The organism is Neorhizobium petrolearium (assembly GCF_017873175.1).
Taxonomy (GTDB): domain Bacteria; phylum Pseudomonadota; class Alphaproteobacteria; order Rhizobiales; family Rhizobiaceae; genus Neorhizobium; species Neorhizobium petrolearium.
The window spans coordinates 119,534-141,489 of the sequence record NZ_JAGGJW010000016.1; the positions used below are offsets into that span (position 1 = coordinate 119,534).

Annotated in this window: 21 protein-coding genes; 9 read left to right on the forward strand and 12 right to left on the reverse strand. The window is 58.0% G+C overall.

The window, feature by feature from the left end; translation table 11 throughout:
• The first annotated feature begins 137 nt into the window (after nucleotides 1-137).
• On the forward strand, nucleotides 138-848 hold the full coding sequence (locus J2046_RS26755) for a DUF1013 domain-containing protein (RefSeq protein WP_210057011.1): 711 nt from the start codon (nucleotides 138-140) through the stop codon (nucleotides 846-848).
• A gap of 71 nt (nucleotides 849-919) precedes the next feature.
• Here J2046_RS26755 and J2046_RS26760 read toward each other — a convergent pair whose 3' ends face one another.
• Nucleotides 920-2,857 carry a propionyl-CoA synthetase gene (locus J2046_RS26760; RefSeq protein ID WP_210057013.1) on the reverse strand — a complete coding sequence of 646 codons (1,938 nt, stop codon included), beginning with the start codon at nucleotides 2,855-2,857 and terminating at the stop codon, nucleotides 920-922.
• A gap of 97 nt (nucleotides 2,858-2,954) precedes the next feature.
• Nucleotides 2,955-3,617 (reverse strand): YggS family pyridoxal phosphate-dependent enzyme, encoded by a 663-nt coding sequence (locus tag J2046_RS26765; protein WP_210057015.1) that lies wholly within the window; start codon nucleotides 3,615-3,617, stop codon nucleotides 2,955-2,957.
• A gap of 175 nt (nucleotides 3,618-3,792) precedes the next feature.
• Between J2046_RS26765 and leuS the strand changes: the two genes are divergently transcribed.
• From leuS to holA, 3 genes are read left to right on the forward strand one after another with little or no spacing between them, the layout of a single operon-like run.
• A complete protein-coding gene (gene leuS, locus J2046_RS26770; RefSeq protein ID WP_210057018.1) occupies nucleotides 3,793-6,423 on the forward strand; it encodes a leucine--tRNA ligase in 2,631 nt (876 codons plus the stop codon).
• Nucleotides 6,413-6,973, forward strand: coding sequence for a hypothetical protein (locus J2046_RS26775; protein ID WP_233470311.1), 561 nt, complete (start codon nucleotides 6,413-6,415; stop codon nucleotides 6,971-6,973). The genes leuS and J2046_RS26775 overlap by 11 nt, the downstream gene beginning before the upstream one ends.
• Complete coding sequence (gene holA / locus J2046_RS26780) at nucleotides 6,961-7,992, forward strand: DNA polymerase III subunit delta (protein WP_210057020.1); 1,032 nt, start codon at nucleotides 6,961-6,963, stop codon at nucleotides 7,990-7,992. Before J2046_RS26775 ends, holA begins: the two co-directional genes overlap by 13 nt.
• Before the next feature lie 10 nt (nucleotides 7,993-8,002).
• Here the strand turns inward: holA and J2046_RS26785 are convergent, their stop codons facing one another.
• The 8 genes from J2046_RS26785 to hemE all read right to left on the reverse strand — a co-directional run bounded on the left by J2046_RS26785 (nucleotide 8,003) and on the right by hemE (nucleotide 16,682).
• A complete protein-coding gene (locus J2046_RS26785; RefSeq protein WP_210057022.1) occupies nucleotides 8,003-8,884 on the reverse strand; it encodes a ParB/RepB/Spo0J family partition protein in 882 nt (293 codons plus the stop codon).
• A gap of 29 nt (nucleotides 8,885-8,913) precedes the next feature.
• Complete coding sequence (locus tag J2046_RS26790; RefSeq protein WP_210057024.1) at nucleotides 8,914-9,705, reverse strand: ParA family protein; 792 nt, start codon at nucleotides 9,703-9,705, stop codon at nucleotides 8,914-8,916.
• 14 nt (nucleotides 9,706-9,719) lie between these two features.
• Nucleotides 9,720-10,337: a 16S rRNA (guanine(527)-N(7))-methyltransferase RsmG gene (gene rsmG, locus J2046_RS26795; RefSeq protein WP_210057026.1), complete on the reverse strand. Its 618-nt coding sequence runs from the start codon at nucleotides 10,335-10,337 to the stop codon at nucleotides 9,720-9,722.
• Entirely contained in the window at nucleotides 10,337-12,217 is a 1,881-nt protein-coding gene (mnmG, locus tag J2046_RS26800) for a tRNA uridine-5-carboxymethylaminomethyl(34) synthesis enzyme MnmG (RefSeq protein ID WP_210057028.1), read from the reverse strand. The genes rsmG and mnmG overlap by 1 nt, the downstream gene beginning before the upstream one ends.
• A gap of 45 nt (nucleotides 12,218-12,262) precedes the next feature.
• Nucleotides 12,263-13,567 carry a tRNA uridine-5-carboxymethylaminomethyl(34) synthesis GTPase MnmE gene (gene mnmE / locus J2046_RS26805; RefSeq protein ID WP_210057030.1) on the reverse strand — a complete coding sequence of 435 codons (1,305 nt, stop codon included), beginning with the start codon at nucleotides 13,565-13,567 and terminating at the stop codon, nucleotides 12,263-12,265.
• 84 nt (nucleotides 13,568-13,651) lie between these two features.
• Complete coding sequence (gene rho / locus J2046_RS26810; protein ID WP_152601182.1) at nucleotides 13,652-14,917, reverse strand: transcription termination factor Rho; 1,266 nt, start codon at nucleotides 14,915-14,917, stop codon at nucleotides 13,652-13,654.
• A 188-nt stretch (nucleotides 14,918-15,105) separates the two neighbouring features.
• Nucleotides 15,106-15,651, reverse strand: a complete 546-nt coding sequence (gene hemJ, locus J2046_RS26815) for a protoporphyrinogen oxidase HemJ (protein WP_210057032.1) — start codon at nucleotides 15,649-15,651, stop codon at nucleotides 15,106-15,108.
• Nucleotides 15,648-16,682: a uroporphyrinogen decarboxylase gene (gene hemE / locus J2046_RS26820; protein ID WP_210057034.1), complete on the reverse strand. Its 1,035-nt coding sequence runs from the start codon at nucleotides 16,680-16,682 to the stop codon at nucleotides 15,648-15,650. The genes hemJ and hemE overlap by 4 nt, the downstream gene beginning before the upstream one ends.
• A gap of 403 nt (nucleotides 16,683-17,085) precedes the next feature.
• Here hemE and J2046_RS26825 point away from each other — a divergent pair, with 403 nt between their 5' ends.
• Genes J2046_RS26825 through dnaQ form a run of 5 tightly spaced genes read left to right on the forward strand, consistent with a single transcriptional unit; the run spans nucleotide 17,086 to nucleotide 20,701 of the window.
• A complete protein-coding gene (locus tag J2046_RS26825; protein ID WP_210057037.1) occupies nucleotides 17,086-17,907 on the forward strand; it encodes a pyruvate, water dikinase regulatory protein in 822 nt (273 codons plus the stop codon).
• Between the two features lie 33 nt (nucleotides 17,908-17,940).
• Nucleotides 17,941-18,534, forward strand: coding sequence for a Maf-like protein (locus J2046_RS26830; RefSeq protein WP_210057039.1), 594 nt, complete (start codon nucleotides 17,941-17,943; stop codon nucleotides 18,532-18,534).
• A complete protein-coding gene (locus J2046_RS26835; RefSeq protein WP_210057040.1) occupies nucleotides 18,527-19,387 on the forward strand; it encodes a shikimate dehydrogenase in 861 nt (286 codons plus the stop codon). Before J2046_RS26830 ends, J2046_RS26835 begins: the two co-directional genes overlap by 8 nt.
• Nucleotides 19,384-19,995, forward strand: coding sequence for a dephospho-CoA kinase (coaE, locus tag J2046_RS26840; RefSeq protein WP_210057043.1), 612 nt, complete (start codon nucleotides 19,384-19,386; stop codon nucleotides 19,993-19,995). The genes J2046_RS26835 and coaE overlap by 4 nt, the downstream gene beginning before the upstream one ends.
• A 1-nt stretch (nucleotide 19,996) precedes the next feature.
• A complete protein-coding gene (gene dnaQ / locus J2046_RS26845; RefSeq protein ID WP_210057044.1) occupies nucleotides 19,997-20,701 on the forward strand; it encodes a DNA polymerase III subunit epsilon in 705 nt (234 codons plus the stop codon).
• Between the two features lie 53 nt (nucleotides 20,702-20,754).
• Here dnaQ and secB read toward each other — a convergent pair whose 3' ends face one another.
• Together secB and J2046_RS26855 are read right to left on the reverse strand one after the other, a co-directional pair.
• Entirely contained in the window at nucleotides 20,755-21,231 is a 477-nt protein-coding gene (secB, locus tag J2046_RS26850) for a protein-export chaperone SecB (RefSeq protein ID WP_210057046.1), read from the reverse strand.
• Nucleotides 21,232-21,348: 117 nt separating this feature from the next.
• Nucleotides 21,349-21,864, reverse strand: coding sequence for an FxsA family protein (locus tag J2046_RS26855; protein ID WP_210057048.1), 516 nt, complete (start codon nucleotides 21,862-21,864; stop codon nucleotides 21,349-21,351).
• Nucleotides 21,865-21,956: the final 92 nt, after the last annotated feature.

Sequence of the window (21,956 nt, forward strand, 5' to 3'; positions counted from 1 at the left end):
AATTAGACGAATGGTCATTTTGTTTGAGATTTGCAATTCTGACCCATTCCGGTTATAGAGCCACATGAATTCCCGGAAATTGTGGTTGATACCCACGGCCCGCGACACCGGCGCGGACGGACAGAGGAACTATACCTATGGCTCAACAATTGCTTATGCCGAAAGCGACTGCGGTCTGGCTGGTCGACAACACGGCCCTTTCCTTCGACCAGATCGCCCAGTTCTGCAAGCTGCACCCGCTCGAAGTGAAAGCAATTGCCGATGGCGAAGCGGCGCAGGGCATCAAGGGCCTCGATCCGATCGCCACCGGGCAGCTTTCCCGCGACGAGATCGCTCGGGGAGAGGCGGATGTGAACTACAAGCTGAAGCTTTCCGAGCCCAAGGTACGCGTGCCAGAATCGAAGCGCCGTGGCCCGCGCTATACGCCGGTCTCCAAGCGCCAGGACCGTCCGAACGCCATCCTCTGGCTGGTCCGCAATCACCCGGAACTCAAGGACGCGCAAATTTCCCGCCTTGTCGGCACGACCAAGTCAACCATCGAGCAGATCCGCGAGCGCACTCACTGGAACTCGGCCAACCTGACGCCGATGGATCCCGTCACCCTCGGCCTCTGCAGCCAGATTGATCTCGACCTGGAAGTGGAAAAGGCCTCCAAGGGCCGTCCGCTGCCGACCGCCGCCGAACTCGGCGCGTCGCTGCAACCTGCGTCCGAAACCGAGAACCTCGACTTCGGTTATCGCAGCGAGCGCGAGGAAGAAAAGGAAATCGATGCGGATGCGGTTTTCGCAAAGCTCAGCTCGTTGAAATCCAACCGCCGCGAAGAGGATGAAGAAGACGACCACTTCTGAGCGGACTGTCAAATTCCCGGCGACAGACACGACAAGCCCCGGAACGCTTCCGGGGCTTGTCGATTCATATCTCAGGCGGTCTGTTTCAGGCCGCCTCCTTCATGTGCATAGCCGTTCGCCTTCAAGATCGCGGTGATCTCGTCAAGGATCGCCGGATCGTCGATCGTCGCCGGCATTTTCCACGGCATCCCATCGGCGATCTTCTGCATCGTGCCGCGCAGGATCTTGCCAGATCGCGTTTTTGGCAGCCGGTCGACGACCATCACCGTCTTGAAGGCCGCAACCGGGCCTATTTCGTTCCGAACCAGTTCCACGACTTCTTTTTTGATCATCGCATGGTCGCGCGTGATGTTGTGTTTCAAGACCACGAAACCGCAGGGCACCTGTCCCTTCAGCTGGTCGGCAACGCCGATGACGGCACACTCGGCGACATCCGGATGCATGGCGCAGACCTCCTCCATCGAACCTGTCGAAAGCCTGTGCCCGGCGCAGTTGATGACATCGTCGGTCCGGGCCATGACGAAGACATAGCCATCCTCATCGATCATGCCCGCATCGGCAGTCTTGTAGTAGCCCGGAAACTCCTCCAGGCACGCCTTTCGAAAGCGGTCATCCGCCCCCCAGAAGCTGACGAGGCAACCGGGCGGCAAGGGCAGCCTGACGGCGATATTGCCGAGCATGCCGGGCGGCACCGGATGTCCGGCATCGTCCAGAACGTCGAGCGCATAACCCGGCATCGGTCGGGTGGGCGAGCCGTGCTTGACCGGCATGAGGCCAAGACCGGCCGTGTTTGCGGCGATCGCCCAGCCCGTTTCCGTCTGCCACCAATGATCGATCACAGGGATTCCGAGCTGCTGTTCTGCCCATTTCAGTGTTTCCGGATCGGCGCGCTCCCCCGCAAGGAACAGCGCCTGCAGGCTGGAAATGTCGTATTTGGCGATATACTCCCCTTCCGGATCTTCACGGCGGATCGCACGGAATGCCGTGGGCGCCGTGAAGAGGACTTTCACCCTGTGCTCATTGATTACGCGCCAGAACGTGCCGGCATCGGGCGTGCCGACCGGCTTTCCTTCGAACAGTACGCTCGTCGTGCCCGCCAGTAGCGGCCCGTAGACGATGTAGGAATGGCCGACCACCCAACCGATGTCCGAGGCCGTCCAGAAGACATCGCCAGGCTTCAGGCCGTAGATATTCTCCATGCTCCAGCGGAGTGCCACCATGTGTCCGCCATTGTCCCGCACAACACCCTTGGGCTGACCGGTGGTTCCCGACGTATAGAGGATATAGAGCGGATCGGTCGCCTTGACCGGTACGCAGGGCACTTGCGTACCGTTGACTTTTTCAGCTTCGATGGCCTCGGCGAAATCCCGGTCGCCGTGTTCGTAACGCAGCGGTGCATGCAACTGGTCGCGCTGCAGGATCAGGCAATAGTCGGGCTTTGTTTTCGCCATATCCACCGCCTGATCGAGAAGCGGCTTGTACGCCACCACCCTCCCGGGCTCCAGACCGCAGCTGGCGCTGATCACCACCTTGGCCTTGGAATCGTCGAGCCGAGCAGCAAGCTCATGGGCCGCGAACCCTCCAAACACAACCGAATGAATCGCTCCGAGCCGCGCGCAGGCCAACATGGAAAATACCGCATCGGGTATCATCGGCATGTAGATGATGACCCGGTCGCCTTTTTCGACGCCATGGTTACGCAGCACGGCGGCGATCGCCTGGACCTCCGACAGCACCTCGGCATAGCTGAAAGTCTTCCTGGTGCCCGTCATGGCACTATCGTAGATAAAGGCCGGGACTTCACCTTGGCCGGCAGCGACATGTCGGTCCACGCAGTTATAACAGGTGTTCGTCTCGCCGCCGGGGTACCATCGTCCATAGACGCCCTGGTCCTTGACGAAGATCGCCTCCGGCTCTTTGAACCAGTCGATCGCGGCAGCAGCTTCGCGCCAGAAATTTTCCGGATCCTTCTGCCAAGCCTCGTAGACCTTGAGATAACGGCTTTGCATCTGCACCTCCCGCCATAAGCTAGCCTAGATCAGCCAATCTAGGGTGCGGGAGGAGTGGGGGAAACCCCGACGAAAGCGCTAGGGGCTTGACAAAAATCTATTCTCTCACGCCGAAGATCGCCGAGCCGACCCGAACGCTGGTCGCTCCGAATTCGATAGCGGTCTCAAAATCGCCGGACATACCCATCGAAAGCTTCTCGACGCCACTTTCCCGGGCGAGCCTGGCAAGCAGGGCGAAATGCGGCCCGGGATTCTCTTCCGCCGGCGGAATACACATCAGCCCTTCTATTGGGAGGCCGAGCTCGTTTCGGCAGAACTCCACGAAATGCACGGTCTCCTTTGGCTCGATACCAGCCTTTTGCGGCTCCAGCCCCGTATTCACCTGAACATAGAGGCGGGGCGTCCGATTCTGCTTTTTCATCTCCTCGGCGAGTACCCGGGCGATCTTCTCGCGGTCGACAGTCTCGATCACATCGAACAATGTGACGGCATCGGCGGCTTTGTTGGATTGCAGCGGGCCGATCAGATGCAGCTCGATCTTCGGCGTCTCGGCCTTCAGGGCGGGCCATTTGCCCTGGCTTTCCTGTACCCGGTTTTCGCCGAACACCCGCTGGCCGGCCGCGATGACCGGACGGATATGCTCGACATCGAAAGTCTTGGACACGGCCACGAGGGTCACGGAACCGGCTGGTCGCCTGGCCTGACGCTCCGCCTTCTCGATCCGCGCCTCCACATCCTGCAGCCGTTCCTCGACACTCATGATCCGACCTTCCGTGTTGCTTGCGAAGAGAGCGATTAACTCTCATATAGGGCTCTGCCAAGACCTTCCGTCCGAAACTTGCCCCCTTCCCGCCCCCGAAAACTTGACGCTTGCGGGGTTTCATGATGAAGGTCTCGCCCAACTCTTATCTTGATTTTCCCGGAATATCATCGAAATGGCGACTGAACGTTACAACCCTGGCGATGCCGAGCCACGCTGGCAGCAGAAGTGGAACGAGGCCAAGGTTTTCGAAACCGACAACAACGATCCGCGCGAGAAATATTACGTTCTTGAGATGTTTCCCTATCCGTCGGGCCGCATCCACATGGGCCATGTGCGCAACTACGCCATGGGCGACGTGGTCGCCCGCTACAAACGCGCCCGCGGCTTCAACGTGCTGCACCCGATGGGCTGGGACGCCTTCGGCATGCCGGCCGAAAATGCCGCGCGCGACAACAAGGTGCATCCGAAATCCTGGACCTACCAGAACATCGCGTCGATGAAAGCGCAATTGAAGGCCATGGGCCTGTCGCTGGACTGGTCCCGCGAGTTCGCGACCTGCGATGTCGATTACTACCACCGCCAGCAGCATCTCTTCCTGGACATGATGGAAAAGGAGCTGGTCTACCGCAAGCAGTCCAAGGTCAACTGGGATCCTGTCGACCAGACCGTGCTCGCCAACGAACAGGTCATCGATGGCCGCGGCTGGCGCTCCGGCGCTCCGGTGGAACAGCGGGAGCTGGTGCAGTGGTTCTTCAAGATCACCGATTTCAGCCAGGACCTGCTCGAGGCGCTCGATACGCTGGACCAGTGGCCGGAAAAGGTCCGGCTGATGCAGAAGAACTGGATCGGCCGCTCCGAAGGTCTCACCATCCGCTGGGAAATCGTCCCGTCCACGGCTCCCGCCGGCGAGAGCGAGGTGGTGGTCTATACCACTCGTCCCGACACGCTGTTCGGCGCCTCCTTTCTGGCGATCGCCGCCGACCATCCGCTTGCCAAGGCGGTAGCCGCGACGAATCCGGCTATCGAATCCTTCGTCGAGGAATGCCGTCGGCACGGAACGTCGCTCGCCGCGCTGGAAACGGCCGAGAAGAAGGGGATAGACACGGGCATCCGCGTCAGGCATCCGCTCGATCCGTCCTGGGAACTGCCGGTCTATGTCGCGAATTTCGTGCTGATGGAATATGGCACTGGCGCGATCTTCGGTTGCCCGTCGGGCGATCAGCGCGACCTCGATTTCGCCCGCAAATACGGCCTGCCGGTCGTTCCGGTCGTCATGCCGAAGGACGGCGATGCCGCAACCTTTGCAATAGGCGATACCGCCTATGTCGACGACGGCGTCATGATTAATTCCCGCTTCCTGGACGGCAAGGGCACGAGCGAGGCCTTCGAGATCGTCGCCGACAAACTCTCCGGTACCCTGCTCGGGAACATGCCCCAAGCGGAGCGTAAGGTGAATTTCCGCCTGCGCGATTGGGGCATTTCCCGCCAGCGCTATTGGGGCTGCCCTATCCCGGTCATCCATTGCGAAGATTGCGGCGTCGTGCCGGTGCCGAAAAAGGACCTGCCTGTCAGGCTGCCGGATGATGTCACCTTCGATCAGCCGGGCAACCCGCTCGACCGACATCCGACATGGCGCCATGTCGCCTGCCCGAATTGCGGCAAGGACGCCCGTCGCGAGACGGACACGATGGATACCTTTGTTGATTCGAGCTGGTACTTCACGCGCTTCACGGCCCCCTGGGAGAACGGGCCGACCGATCCAGCCGCGGCCAATCATTGGCTGCCGGTCGACCAATATATCGGCGGCATCGAGCACGCGATCCTGCACCTGCTCTATTCGCGCTTCTTTACCCGCGCCATGCGTGAAACCGGCCATGTGGACGTCAAGGAGCCCTTCAAGGGCCTTTTCACCCAGGGTATGGTCGTACATGAAACCTACCGCCACGGCTCGGGGCCGAACGGTGAGTGGGTTTCGCCGGCGGATATTCGCATCGAGGAAGTCGATGGCAAACGACGCGCGACCCTCCTGTTGACCGGTGAGGAAGTCACGATCGGCTCGATCGAGAAGATGTCGAAGTCGAAGAAGAATGTCGTTGATCCGGACGATATCATAGCCTCCTACGGCGCCGACACGGCCCGCTTTTTCGTGCTGTCCGATTCGCCGCCGGATCGCGACGTCATCTGGTCGGAGGCCGGTGTCGAAGGCGCTCATCGTTTCACGCAACGCCTCTGGAGGCTGATTTCCGAGGCTTCCGAAGGCCTGGCGGGGGTCGATCCGGTTGCGGCCAGGGAGGGTGATGCGCTGGCAATCTCCCAGCTCGCCCACAAGACGCTGAAGGCGGTCCAGGGGGACTACGACAAGCTCTCCTTCAACAAGGCTGTCGCGCGCATCTATGAACTCGTGAACACGCTGGCCGCGCCGCTCGGCAAGGTGGCAGCCGGCGAAGGTGATGCTGCTTATCGCGGCGCCGTTCGCAACGCTGCTGAAATCCTGATCCAGCTCGTCGCGCCGATGACGCCGCATCTGGCCGAGGAGTGCTGGGCGGCGCTCGGTAATAAGGATCTGGTTGCCGAAACGGCCTGGCCGCAATACGACGAGGCACTGGTCGTCGAGAACGATGTCACACTGCCGGTCCAGATCAATGGTAAGAAGCGGGCCGAATTGACAATCTCGCGCGACGCGGATCAAAGTGCGGTCGAGGCTGCGGTTTTGACGCTGGATGCGGTGAAAGCGGCTCTTGATGGCCGTGCGCCGAAGAAGATCATCGTCGTCCCACAGAGGATCGTGAACATTGTCGCTTGACCGCTCTCTTCGCCGCATTGGGCTCGTCTCCTGCCTCGCAATGCTTACTGTTCTTGCCGGTTGCCAGGTTCGCCCGCTTTATTCCGAGTCTCACGGCACCGGTGAACGTCTGGCTGCCGTCAGCTTCTCGCAACCTAAAAGCCGGATTGACCAGGTTATTCGCAACCATCTGGTTTTCTTGACCTCCGGCGGAGCAGGTGAATCCAAGCACTCCACCTATGACGTGAAGCTTGCAGCAACAAGCACGGCCTCCAGCATCATTGATGACGAGGACGACGACAACGTATCCACGACTGGCGTACCACTTCCCGGCCGCGTCCAGGTCGAGGGAGTCTATACACTGACCCGCGTGAGCGATGGTCAGGTGCTGAGATCCGGCAAACGGGAAGTCGTTTCGCTCATCGATGTTTCCGGCCAAGGCTTCGCAAAGCTGCGCGCGATCCGGGATGCTGAAAACCGCGCGGCAAGGGAGCTTGCTGAGTTTATCCGCGCCGAGATCGCCATTGCGCTGGCGCGCGAACCTCAGCCGCAAACGGCATGGCAGAAATAAAGTCCCACGAGTTCGATCGCTTTGCCGAAAAGGGTGCCGAGCTCTACAGGATTTTTGTGATCTACGGCCCGGATCGCGGCCTCGTTTCCGAAAGGGCGGCATGGCTGGCCCGCAAGACGGGCATCTCTCAGGATGACCCGTTCGCCATGCTCAAGATCGACACTTCCGATCTTCAAGGCGACCCCGGCAGGTTGCTCGACGAAGTCAACGCGCTCGGTCTTTTTGGCGGCTCCAAGCTCATCTGGCTGCGCGGCGCGGCCAACGAAAAGCCGCTTCTGGACGCGATGCAGGTGCTTGCCGATGGTCCAACGGCCGCCAATATCCTGATTGTCGAAGCCGGCGACCTCAAGAAGGGCAGCGGTCTGCGCAAAATCGCAGAGCCTGCCAAATCCATTGCCATCATCCCCTGCTATGCAGACGACATCAAGGCTCTCAACGGCCTCATCGATACCGAACTGGCGAGCGAAGGCCTGCGGATCAATTCGGCTGCTCGCCAGAGACTCTTGGACCTGCTCGGCGGAGATCGGGCAGCATCCCGTAATGAAATCCGCAAGCTCGCTCTCTATTGCCGTGGTCAGGGTGTCATCGAGGAAGGGCATGTCGAGGAGATCATCGGAGATGCCAGCAGTGTTTCCTCCGATGAGGCGGTCGATGCCGTCCTGAGCGGCGATCTTCCGGGCCTGCACCGCGCCGTCCAGAAAGTGCTATCGTCAAAGACGCCGGTTTTCCTTGTCCTGCAATCCTGCCTGAAGCAGTTTCAGATGCTGGACTTGATGAAGGCAGAGATGGAAGAGAAGAAACTGCCTGTCGCTCAGGTCATGACGACGCTTGGCCGGCACATTCACTTCAGGCGAAAACCGACCATCGAAAAAGCGCTGAGAAATTGGAATTCCCAAGCGCTTTCCCGTGAAACCGAACGGCTTCAGGCCGCAGTCCTCACGTCACGCCAGAAGCAAAGCCTTGAGCCCAGCATCGCCTTCCACGCACTGATGGCTATTACCATTCAGTCAAACCGTTGAATTTCTTGGATTATCGCCGTTCCAAAAGACGGCAGATTTCTTCGAGTTGTTCCAGCGTTCGATAGCTGATCCGGACATGGCCGCCGCCACTCTTATGATTGATCTTAACCTCCAGACCGAGAGAATCAGAAAGCGTCCGCTCAAGCGCCAGGGTATCCGAATCCTTTTGTTCCGCTTTCGAAACAGATGCAGGTTCAGACTGTGCCTTGATATCGTTCTGAGCCAGCCGCTCCGCATCACGAACGGACATGCCTTTGGCGACGATCGCGCGGGCCAGCGCCACCGGATCCGACGTGGTGATTAGCGCACGTGCATGTCCGGCAGATAGACTACCCGCCGAGAGCATTTCACGAACCGGCTCTGGGAGCTTGAGAAGGCGCAGACTGTTCGCCACATGGCTCCGGCTCTTACCAATGATCTCCCCCAGATCGTTCTGAGTGTAACCATGCTCGGCAATGAGCTGATCATAACCCATCGCTTCTTCGAGGGGATTGAGATCCGACCGCTGGACATTCTCGACGATGGCAAGCTCCAGCGCAGTCCTGTCGTCGACATCCCGCACGATGATCGGAATCTCAACCAATCCGGCAAGCTGAGCCGCGCGCCAGCGTCTCTCGCCGGCGATAATCTCGTATCGCTCGCCCCCCGTCGGCCTCACGACTACCGGCTGCACGATGCCATGTTGACGTATCGAGCTTGCTAGGTCCTGCAGTTCGCTCTCGTCAAAATTCCGCCGCGGATTCTTCAGGTTCCGAGAAACATGCTCGATCGGAACCAGCCGGTCGGGATTGACGCTGCGCGATACGCTATCCACCGGCAACGGCTGATCCATTTCACCGATCAGTGCCGCGAGCCCGCGGCCAAGGCGCCTCTTTGAAAGATCGTCGTTCATTCTCTAATTCACCTGTGAATCTACAGCCTTCAGGCGGCTTTCCGCCTGCGTTCCCGCTGAATCACCTCCGAGGCCAACTGAAGATAGGCCTGACTGCCGGCGCATTTCAGATCATACAGAATAGCCGGCTTACCATAGGATGGCGCTTCCGAAACGCGGACATTACGCGGGATAAGGGTGTGATAGACCTTTTCGCCGAGATACGTCCGTACATCACTGACAACCTGCTGCGCAAGGTTATTTCGTGCATCGAACATCGTAAGCACGATCCCCTGGATATCCAGAGAAGGATTAACCGTACGACGCACCTGGTCGACGGTTTCCAGAAGCTGACTTAGCCCCTCCAGCGCAAAAAATTCGCATTGCAGCGGAACAAGCACCGAATGAGCGGCAGCCATCGCGTTCATCGTCAACAGATTGAACGAGGGCGGGCAGTCCACGAGAATATAGGAATAGGCCACCGCTTCATCGGCGTTCAGGGCGCGTCGAAGTTTGAATGCTCGATCGGGAGACTGGGAAATCTCCATCTCGAATCCAAGTAGATCCATGGTCGAAGGAATGATCGACAGATTCGGGACTGCCGTTTCGAGCGCAGCCTCGGCAACCGTGTTGTAACCCATCAGCAGATCGTAGGAAGACAGTTTGCGATCTCTGCGTTCGATACCCAGTCCCGTACTGGCATTTCCTTGCGGATCCAGATCGACAATGAGCACATGCTCGCCGATTGCAGCAAGCGCCGTGGCGAGATTTATGGCTGTTGTCGTCTTGCCGACGCCACCTTTCTGGTTGGCTATCGTGATAATCCGATTCTTTTCGAACATGCCGCACCTAAAATCTAGGGTTCTTTGCGCCTTAAATTGCCAATCTCGAGGATCATGGAGTCCGCCTCGACGACACTTCGATGTTCTATCAGATCGAAAGCCCAACGGCCACGTGCTTTCGCGACTTCCGCCGCATAATCCCGGCCTTTGTGAAAAAAAGCCCTGGTTTTCTTCCCAATCATCCAATCGGCGGAATATGAAAGAAGGACATCGAGCTCCGCCAGGGCCCGTGCGGAGATCCGATCGCATTCCGGGATGATTCGCGACGCCGCTTCTATTCGCAATGGGTGGACTGATCCTCTCGCATGCGTTTCCGCCAAGGCAACCCGAAGAAAAGCAGCCTTCTTCTGATTGCTTTCCACAAGATGAACCCAGCCATCCTGCAACTCGGCCAGAAAGATCGCTGTGACAATCCCCGGGAATCCCCCACCCGATCCTAGGTCAATCCAGCGAAGAGGCTCCGGTGAGAGATGAAAGATCTGTGCACTATCGGAAATATGGCGGTTCCAGAACTCATCCAGAGTCGAGGGGGCTACGAGATTGATCGTCTTTGCCCATTTTTGGAAAAGCAGAGCAAAATGCTCCAGCCGTTCCTGCGTTTCACGTGAAACACTCCTGCCGTTCAACAGCATCAGGAGACTCGTTTAACGCGATTGGCTGCTGCTTCTTCCCGGCGGAGAAGCGCCAGGATAAGGGCAAGGGCCGCCGGTGTCATGCCGTCGACTTTCGAAACCTGGGCCAAATTAACGGGATTAGCGACCGCCAGTTTCTGTTTCAGTTCGTTGGAAAGGCCAGGAAGTGCTGAAAAATCAAAGCCTTGAGGGATGATACGTGCTTCGTCCCGGTGCGTGGCATGAATGTCGGCTGCTTGCCGGTTCATATAAACAGCATAGGAGGCCTCGATCTCCAAAGCTTCTCCCACCTTAGGCGAAAGCTCGCCGAGTTCGGGCCAGATGGTGGCAAGTGACGGGAGCGACTGATCCGGATAGGCGAGGATTTCATACGCGGTCCGGCGCTGCCCATCCTGGTTCATCTTCAAACCATGCTGGCTGGCTTCCTTAGGTGTCAGGTTCAGGGAGCGCAGAAGTTGACGCCCACTATCCAGCAACTCTTGATAAGCTCCGTATTTCTTCTTGCGTGCATTGCCGACGCATCCCAGTTCAATACCTTTTTCCGTGAGCCTGACATCGGCATTGTCCGCACGAAGCGAGAGGCGATATTCGGCCCGCGATGTAAACATGCGGTAGGGCTCGGTCACGCCACGCGATGTCAAATCATCGATCATAACACCGATATAGGAGTCCGCCCGACTGAAATGATGAGGCTCGCAACCGGCTGCTGAGCGTGCCGCGTTAAGGCCCGCGACAAGGCCTTGAGCTGCTGCTTCCTCATACCCTGTCGTGCCATTGATCTGGCCGGCGAGGAAAAGCCCCGGCATCTTTTTCACTTCCAGAGAAGCCTTAAGTTCCCGTGGATCAACATGATCATACTCGATCGCATAACCGGGTTGTAGGATAGAGACCTTCTCCAGTCCCGGAATGGTTCTTATGAAGGCGTCCTGCACCTCGGCCGGCAGCGACGTGGAGATACCGTTCGGATAAACCGTACAATCATCCAGGCCTTCCGGCTCCAGAAAGATCTGGTGGCCGTCCCGTTCGCCAAACCGAACGATCTTGTCTTCGATGGATGGGCAATAGCGCGGCCCGACGCCCTCGATCTGGCCGGAATACATGGCCGACCGATGGATATTGTCCGAGATGATCTTATGGGTAGCATCCGTCGTGCGCGTAACTCCACATGCGATCTGCGGCGTCACGATCCGATCCGTCATGAAAGAAAACGGAACCGGATTCTCGTCCGCTTCCTGCCGCCCAATGCCGGCCCAGTCTATCGTCCTTCCATCAAGCCGTGCCGGTGTGCCGGTCTTCAACCGTCCAAGCTTGAGGCCGAAGCGAGACAAGGTGGCCGATAAACCAAGCGAGGGTTCTTCCCCAACACGACCTGCCGGTGTCTTTTCGTCGCCGATGTGAATCAAACCGCGAAGAAAGGTGCCGGTCGTCAAGACAACCGTTCCGCATCCGAATCGACGCCCATCCTTCAGCTCGACCGCAGCGACGCGGCCGTTTCGAATATCGATGTCAAACGCATCCCCTGCGATGACGATCAGGTTCCGGTGGCTGAAAATCTCGCGCTGCATTGCCAGACGATAGAGTTTGCGGTCCGCTTGCGTCCTTGGCCCCCGGACCGCGGGCCCCTTCTTTCTGTTGAGAAGCCGAAACTGAATCCCCGCCTCGTCAGCAACCCGCCCCATCAACCCATCCAGAGCATCCACCTCACGGACCAAATGCCCCTTGCCAAGGCCTCCAATGGCGGGATTGCAGGACATGACACCGATCGTCTCTTTTTTGTGCGTGATCAGTGCGGTTCTCGCACCCATGCGAGCGGCGGCACTGGCTGCTTCACAGCCGGCATGCCCGCCCCCGATCACAATCACGTCGAAAACCGTGTCCATTTTCATCTCTCCATGAAACCGCGTCGCCGCAACGTTTCACGTGAATCATTTGCCAATACAGAATTGCGAAAAAATGACATCCAGAAGCTGTTCGACATCCACATGGCCGGTGATCCTGCCCAGCGACGATGCAGCCGCCCGAAGGCTTTCAGCTCGAATGTCCAGTTCCTGGCCATTTAGCGCTTCTGCGACCGATTGGGAAGCCTCTTTCAAATAGTGGACCTGCCGTTGTCGATTGGGAACAAGCGAACCCGTCCAAACCTTGCGCAACTCCTCTAGAATACGCCCGCGCAGTTGCTCCAGACCTTCTCCCGTCTTGCTGGATATGCAAAAATCGTAGTTCGGTGAAACGCCATGCTTGTCGAGCTTTGTGCCCAGCCGAAGCAGATTTGTCCCGGGCAGTTTCACGTCATGTTTCGAAACCGAATCGATTTCCTCGAGCTCTAGGATCATGTCAGCTTGCTCGATCGCGATCCGCGCCCTGCGTACGCCTTCCTGTTCAACAAGATCTCCGGTCTCGCGAAGACCAGCCGTATCGAAGAAGCGGACGAGATAGCCTTCCAGATCGATATCCACATGGAGAATATCTCTTGTCGTCCCTGCAATCTCCGTGACAATCGCGACGTCTCGTTTCGCTAAAGCATTGAGAAGGCTTGATTTTCCAGAGTTAGGTGGTCCTGCGATCACCACTTTGTATCCATCGCGGACGATTTCACCTGCCTTCGCTGACCCAAGATGCTGCTCGATCTCGGCGTAGAGATCGCCCATATCTGACCACACAAGATCGGATACCGACCCCGGGACATCATCCTCGTCGGCGAAATCCAACTCTGCCTCTATCATTGCACGCGCGCGCGTCAGCCGCTCTGCCCATCCCCGGTAAAGAGCAGATTGGCCGCCAAAACTCTGTTCGACGGCAAGCCGACGCTGCATCTCTGTCTCAGCAGCGATAAGGTCGGCGAGACCTTCGACCTCGACCAGATCGAGCTTGCTGTTCTCAAACGCGCGACGCGAGAACTCGCCGGCCTCTGCAAGACGGAGGCCGGGAAGGGCTGAAAGTTCCTCGTAGACAGCAGATACCACCGCACGGCTCCCATGCAGATGGAACTCCACACAATCCTCGCCGGTAAAGGACGCCGGTCCGGGAAAACAGATAAGCAGCGCCTGATCGATAACCGATCCTTCGCGACTCCGGATCGCTCTGAGACCTGCTTTTCGTGCAACGGGCAGATCGCCAGCCAAAGCGGCTGCGGCGTCGAAGGCCCCAGAACCGCTCAACCGCACAACTGCGACGCCCGCCGGCAGGGTGCCGCTGGAGAGTGCAAAGATCGTGTCCTCGGTTCGGTTCATCCGGATGCTTTATCAAACAGGTCCAGAAACTCAAAGCGCCCGGTTGAAACCGGGCGCTTAAGAATTCGGGAATCCGGCTAAGGATCAAGTGTTCATCGAGTCGAAGAAATCGCCATTGTTCTTCGTCTGCTTCAGCTTGTCGATCAGGAACTCGATCGCATCCGTCGTACCCATCGGAGCGAGAATACGGCGAAGCACGAAAATCTTCTGGAGGTCCTGGCGTGGCACAAGCAGATCTTCCTTGCGCGTGCCGGACTTCAGAATGTCCATCGCTGGGAAGATACGCTTGTCGGCGACCTTGCGGTCGAGCACGATTTCCGAGTTGCCGGTGCCCTTGAATTCTTCGAAGATGACTTCGTCCATGCGGCTGCCAGTGTCGATAAGCGCCGTCGCGATGATGGTCAGCGAACCGCCTTCTTCGATGTTACGGGCCGCGCCGAAGAAACGCTTCGGCCGCTGCAGCGCGTTGGCGTCCACGCCGCCGGTCAGGACCTTGCCGGAGGACGGCACGACGGTGTTGTAGGCGCGGCCAAGGCGGGTGATCGAATCGAGCAGGATGACAACGTCACGGCCGTGCTCGACGAGGCGCTTGGCCTTCTCGATCACCATCTCGGCGACCTGTACGTGACGAACGGCCGGCTCATCGAACGTCGAGGAAACGACCTCGCCACGCACCGAGCGCTGCATATCCGTCACTTCCTCCGGGCGTTCATCGATCAGGAGAACGATGAGGTAGCATTCCGGGTGATTCGCCGTGATGGAATGAGCGATATTCTGCAGAAGGACAGTCTTACCCGTGCGCGGCGGCGCGACGATAAGGCCACGTTGGCCTTTTCCAAGCGGCGCAACAAGATCGATGACACGAGCCGAGAGGTCCTTCGAGGTTGGAACATCGAGTTCCATCTTGAACCGCTCATTCGGATAAAGCGGGGTCAGATTGTCAAAATGGACCTTGTGCCGGATCTTCTCCGGATCATCAAAGTTGATTGTATTGACCTTGAGGAGCGCGAAATAACGCTCGCCTTCCTTTGGCCCTCGGATCGGACCTTCGACCGTATCGCCGGTCTTCAAAGAAAACCGTCGGATCTGGGAGGGAGAGATATAGATATCGTCCGGGCCAGGCAGATAGTTGGCGTTCGCCGAACGCAGGAAGCCGAACCCGTCCTGCAAGACCTCGACCACACCTTCGCCGATGATCTCGATGTCCTGGCTCGCCAGAACTTTAAGGATCGCGAACATCAGCTCCTGCTTACGCATCGTGCTGGCGTTCTCGACCTCCAGAGATTCGGCAAAGGTCAGCAAATCGGTGGGAGATTTGCTCTTGAGTTCTTGAAGCTTCATTTCAGCCATGAAGAGGGGACCGTAGTGTGAGAATTTTAGGGAGAATATAGGCGTGTCGGTGAACTTCGCTCCCGCGGAAAATGATCCAGGGACGATGGGAAATTACACGCATGCCACGAGATGAGATGGCGCGAAAATAGCGACTCGCGTGGAATGCCGCAAGGGGCAAGCAGAAATTCTTGCTGAGAAAAAGAACATCAGAACGGTTTTACGATCACGAGGATGACAATTCCGATCATCAGCACTGTCGGCAATTCGTTCAGCATCCGCCAGTAGCGTGGTGATTTACGGGGACCGTCGACCGCGAAATTCCGGACGGCGCGACCAAACAGCACATGCACCAGGGTAAGAAAGATCACCAACCCGATCTTCGCATGCAGCCAGCCGCCGCGGAATCCATAAACATCCCAAGCCAGGAAAAGGCCCAGAACCCATGTGATCATCATCGCCGGGTTCATGATGATCTTCAGGAGCCGCTGTTCCATCATCTTGAAGGTTTCCGACTGGGCTGAGCCCGGTTCTGCGTCGCTGTGATAGATGAAAAGCCGCGGCATATAGAGAAGCCCCGCCATCCAGGAGATCACAGCGATCACATGGAAAGCCTTGATATAGAGGACAAAATCATCCGGCTGCGCCAGATAGACCGTAGCCAGGATCGCGATGAAGACGACAAGCGCGACGAATGCGCGAATCGCCGATCGCCGCCCGGCCGCCCGGCCACTCTGCAGCTCGGACGCATTCATAACCTTGCTCCCCGTACGCGCCTCATCAGCGCCGTCACATGATCGGGATTGGCCTCCGGTGTGATGCCGTGCCCGAGATTGAAGATCAGCGGTCCGTTTCCGAGTTTCTCCAGGATCGCATCGATACCTTCCTCCAGCGACTTTCCGCCGGCGACCACCCGCATCGGATCGAGATTGCCCTGAATCGGCCCGTCTTTCTGCAGCTCGGCTGCGAAAGAGAGTGGCACCGACCAGTCGAGGCCGATCGCATCTGCCTTGGTCTTCTGGCGATAGGTCTTCAGGTTGAAACCAGCGCCTTTGGCAAAGGCTATGATCTTGGCATCCGGGCGCTCCTTGCGAACAATCTCGATCATACGCGCAACCGGCCCTGCAGCGTAAGCTTGGAACTCTCGCTCTCCGAGAACCCCCGCCCAGGAATCGAAAATCTGCACAGCGTCCGCACCCGCATCGATCTGGGCGATCAGATATTCCGCTGATACCTCAGCCAGGAAAGAGAGAAGTTTTTCGAAAGCTTCCGGGTACCGGTAGGCAAACAGCCGGGCGGGAGCCTGGTCCGGTGTGCCGTGGCCGGCGATCATATAGGTAGCCACCGTCCAGGGCGCGCCGCAAAAGCCGAGCAGGGCGGTTTCTTCCGGCAGTTCCTTTCTTAATCGACGCACCGTCTCAATCACCGGTGCCAAGTAGTCGAGAACCCCGTCGCCCTTCAACCTTTCGATGGCGGAAACGTCGATCGGGTCCATCTGTGGACCTTCTCCCTGCACGAAACGAACATTCCGCTTCAAAGCATCCGGAATAACCAGGATATCGGAGAAGAGGATCGCCGCATCAAAGCTATAGCGCCGGATCGGCTGCAAGGTCACTTCGACGGCCAGATCCGGGGTGTAGCAGAGATCGAGAAAGCTTCCGGCCTTCGACCGCGTTTCCCTGTATTCAGGAAGATAGCGTCCTGCCTGTCTCATCAGCCAGATCGGTGGCGGTTTGACGGTCCTGCCTTCAAGCACCGCGACGATCTTGCGGGTTTCGCCGGTCAATGGGTTCTCCCTAAATCAAAGAAAAGAATTTAATTTTGTTTTCTATTTCTTAGAGTCGGTGGGTAGCAAGGATTAAAGTCAAATCACAGCCGACGCGGCGATCCGTCGCTCTCGCCATCGGGGCGGTACAGAACCTGCCTGAAATCTTGTAATCGAAGGAAGAGATCAATATTTTGGAGCGATTCCAGTTGGATAGGCGCATTATAGCCTGATTGCCATCTGTGGATAAACTGGGGATGGAAAACCGCTTGGGTGTCTTTATCCCCAGAGCCCACAAGTTCGCTTGATTGACGTCCACGAAACCTGCAGATGTGGAAAACGAGGCTGTTTTCCAAGCAGCGGGCGACTGGCAGGAAAGTTCGGATCGTCTCTCCCGAGTTGTCAACAAAGGGTAAAGATTAGCGTGGAGAATAGAAAAAACTTCTTCCATCTGCACCTGATATCTGACTCGACGGGCGAGACTCTTATCTCCGCGGGCAGGGCTGCTTCGGTTCAATTCCAGTCGTCGTTTGCGATCGAGCATGTCTATCCGTTGATCCGAAACCGCAAGCAGCTTTTGGCGGTGTTGGAAGACATCGATCGGGAACCGGGCATCGTCCTTTACACGATTGTCGATCAGGAACTGGCGGGATTCATCGACCGGCGCTGCCGTGAAATGGGCCTGCCAAGCGTGAATGTTCTTGAGCCGATCATGGCGACGTTTCAAGCCTATCTCGGCGCGCCGTCTCGCCGGCGGGTGGGCGCGCAACACGCGTTGAATGCCGACTATTTCAAGCGCATCGAAGCGCTCAATTTCACCATGGATCATGACGATGGGCAGATGCCGGAGGACTATGACGAGGCGGATGTCGTGCTGGTCGGTATCAGCCGCACGTCAAAGACACCGACCAGCATCTATCTTGCCAACCGGGGCATCAAGACAGCCAATATCCCGATCGTGCCTGGCGCCGACTTGCCGGAAAGCCTTTATCGAGCGACTCATCCACTCATCGTCGGCTTGGTCGCGACGACGGATCGCATTAGCCAGGTCCGCGAAAACCGGGAGCTTGGGGCGACACATGGCTTCGATCATCGGCATTATACCGACCGTGCAACGATCAATGAGGAGCTGAAATATGCCCGCGCTCTGTGTGCCCGGCACAATTGGCCAGTCATAGACGTGACGCGTCGGTCGATTGAGGAGACGGCTGCTGCAATCGTTGCGCTTCGCCCGAAGCTGCGTTAAGCGGAAACGCCTGCCGCTTCTGGGAGATTCCTCGTGACAGTTCCCCTCGTGCTTGCCTCCGCCAGCCCTTTTCGCCGGATGCTGATGGAGAATGCTGGCCTGACATTTGAAAGTCGCGCCGCTGAAATCGATGAACGAGAGATAGAAGCATGCCTGGAAGGAGCGTCCCCTGATCAGGTGGCACTGGCGCTCGCCAGGGCCAAGGCGCTGGATGTGAGTCGGCATTTCCCTGGTGCGCTGGTGATTGGATCGGACCAGACCATGTCTCTCGGCAACCGGGTATATCACAAGCCGAAATCCATCGAGGAGGCGAAGGAAAATCTGCTGTCGCTTTCCGGTAAGACTCATCGGCTGAATAGCGCCATTGCGTTTTCCCGCAATAATGAGGTCGTGTGGGAGCATGTCGCCCATGCCGACTTGACCGTGCGGGCATTGAGCGTCGCTTTCGTCGATCGGTATCTGACGCGGGTTGGAGAAAAGGTCTTCGGCAGTGTCGGCGCCTACCAGCTTGAAGGCGAAGGTATCCAGCTCTTCTCGAAGATCGACGGGGACTATTTTACCATCCTGGGCTTACCCATGCTGCCGCTCCTGGAAAAACTGCGTGACCTTGGAACGATCGATGGCTGATTCACGTGAAACATTCTTGGTTAACGCGTTCGTTACCGGCTGGCCGGTGAAACACTCGCGCTCGCCGCTGATCCATAATTACTGGCTGAAGCAATTCGGCATCGCCGGTACTTACAAAGCCGAAGCCGTCTCCGAAGAGGATTTTCCGGCTTTCATTCAAGGCTTGAAGGACGGCAGTTCGGGATATCGCGGCGGCAATGTCACGATACCGCATAAGGAACAGGCGTTTAGGCTCGCCGACCGGCCGGATGCCCTGGCGAAGGAACTTGGCGCCTCGAATACGCTCTGGATGGAAAACGGCCAGCTTAACGCGACGAATACCGACGGCTATGGCTTCACGGCCAATCTTGATGCTCGTCATCCCGGCTGGGATAAGATCGATCGCGCCGTGATCCTCGGCGCCGGCGGTGCGAGCCGCGCTGTCATTCAGGCTGTCCGCGACCGCGGCATTGGCGAAATTCACGTGGTCAACCGGACCGTTCCGCGCGCCCAGGAGCTTGCCGATCGCTTCGGCCCCAAAGTGCATGCCCATTCCCTGCAAGCGTTGAGCGAGGCGATGTCCGGTGCTGGCTTGTTCGTCAACACGACATCCCTTGGCATGGATGGCGGTGAGGTGCGGCAAATCGATTTCTCGCCGCTGAAGGACGACGCGGTCGTCACCGATATCGTTTATGTGCCACTGAAGACCCCGTTGCTCGCTCAGGCGGAAAACCAGGGTTTTGCGAGCGTCGATGGCCTTGGCATGCTGCTTCATCAGGCCGTGCCTGGTTTTGAAAAATGGTTCGGGCATCGGCCATTGGTCGACGAGGCACTCCGCGATCTAGTCATCGCCGACATGGAAAGACATAGATGATCGTCATCGGGCTCACCGGCTCCATCGGCATGGGAAAATCCACGACCGCGAAAATGTTCGCGGATGAGGGCGTGCCGGTGAATGATTCGGACGCCGTGGTCCATGATCTTTATCGAACCGATGCGGTGAAACCGATCGGTGAAGCCTTTCCGGGCGCGGTCAGGGATGGCGTCATCGACCGTCAGGAGCTCTCGCGCCAGCTTGCGGCCGCGCCGGAAAAATTTCCGCTCCTTGAATCGATCGTCCACCCGCTGGTTCGCAGTCGCGAAGTCAAATTCCTGAAGCGTCATCGACAAGCCGGCGCCGATCTTGTGCTGCTCGACATACCGTTGCTTTTCGAAGTGAAGGGGGAGGATCGTGTGGATGTCGTCGTCGTCGTCACCTGTGATCCACAGATTCAGCGCGAAAGAGTGCTTGCGCGCCCGGGCATGACCGAGGAAAAATTGGAGATGATTCTCTCCCGCCAGATACCCGACTCTGAAAAGCGAAAAAGGGCCGACTTCCTGGTCGATACCGGGCTTGGTCTGGATGCGGCGAGACAAAGAGTGCGAGAAATCATAGCCGCTTTGAAAGCGGCAAAGATGAGCGCCAAAGAAACGGACCAATGACATGCGCGAGATCATTTTCGATACGGAAACCACGGGTCTCGAAACGAAATTCGACCGGGTGATCGAGATCGGCGGTATCGAGCTCATCAATAATTTCCCGACCGGAAGAACGCTCCATCTCTATATCAACCCTGGCGACCGCAAGGTCCACCCGGATGCGCTTGCCGTACATGGCATTACTGACGAGTTCCTGAAGGACAAGCCAAGTTTTGCCGACGTGGCTCATCAGATCATCGAATTTTTTGACGGTGCCAAATGGATCGCCCATAACGCCAACTTTGACATGGGCTTCATCAACGCGGAGTTCGAGCGGCTCGGGCTTCCGCCGGTCATGATGGACCGGGTCGTCGATACGCTCGCCATGGCCCGCCGCAAACATCCGATGGGGCCTAATTCGCTCGATGCGCTCTGCCGCCGGTATGGCATAGACAATGCCCACCGCACCAAACACGGGGCGCTTCTCGACTCCGAGCTCCTGGCGGAAGTCTATATCGAGATGACCGGTGGCCGTCAGGCAGCGCTCGGCCTGTCTGATGCGGAGAGGCCGACGACGGTAGTCGAAGTCGAGGAAGTGGTCGTAACCGTTGCCGGCCGCCCGCGGGCTCTGGCAGCCCGCATCACCGCAGCGGAGATCGAAGCCCATAGCGCCATGGTCGCAACGCTCAAGGAGAAGGCGCTTTGGCTGAAATATCAGACTGTCGAGTGAAATGAAAAAAGGCCGGGTCAGGGACCCGGCCTTTTTATTGCAACGGATCAGGTTTAGCTGTTCAGCGATTGCACCTTGGCGCGGGCCTGTTCTTCGGCCATGCGCTGCGTGAACATTTGCGCGAAATCGATCGGATCGATCATCAAGGGCGGGAAACCGCCGTTGCGCGTCACGTCGGCGATGATCTGGCGTGCGAAGGGGAAAAGCAGCCGCGGGCATTCGATGAATAGCAGCGGCAGCATGTGTTCCTGCGGGAAACCGCTGATGCGGAAAACGCCGCCATAGACCAGTTCCGTCGCAAACACGACTTTCTCATCTTCCTGGGCCTTGGCCTCCAGGGTCAGCACGACGTCGAAATCGACCTCGGAAAGCGGGTTGGCGTTGACATTGACATTGATGTTGATGTTCGGCGCTTTGTCGCGCGCCTGGAGCGATCGGGGTGCGCCGGGGTTCTCGAAGGAGAGATCCTTGGTGTATTGTGCCAGGATATTGATGGACGGCGTTGCTGCCTGGTTGTTTTCGTCTGCCATGGGATTTCCTCGAGGCGTTGGAGCGTTGAGGCCCTCTAACATTTCGGGTTAGAGGGTTTCAAGGCTAAATGGGAACGTTGTTGGGCTTGCCAATCCCCGGCAAACCAACTGGCCTGTTCAATGTTCCTCGTTTTTTGGTCCGGCCCAGGGCGAGGAGGGATTCGAATTGCGATGGAAATCCTGCTCGTCGAGATCGACTACCGGGCCTGATTTCTTACCGCCCGGGGAGGACCGGTCGCCGTCGTAACGGTAGCGCGTGCTGCTGGACGTGCGGACCACCACGATGCGGCGGCCAATCAATGACCAGAGGCCCCCGCGCACGAATGGGATGAAGAGCGCCAGACCGATAATGTCGGTGATGAAGCCTGGCAGGAGGAGCAGGATGCCGGCAACCACGATCATCGCGCCGTCGATGAGGGTCCGGCCGGGCATCCGCCCTTCCCGGCCTTCCGTGGAAATCTCTCTTAGAATATGCATGCCCTGCCTGCGGAGCAGGAACGCGCCAAGTACCGCTGTGCCGATCACCAGGCCGAGCGTCGCCCATAGGCCGAGCGCACGCCCCACGAGGACAAAGCCGGCGATTTCTGCCAGAGGCCAGACGATAAGAAAGAGCGGCACGAGAAAGAAACGCATGTTGTTCCCAGTTCTTAATGGTCCTGCAGTATTTTGCGCTGACGTCTTCGCTATTTGAATGATTGGTGGATGCGGACTATATGAGAAGGTGC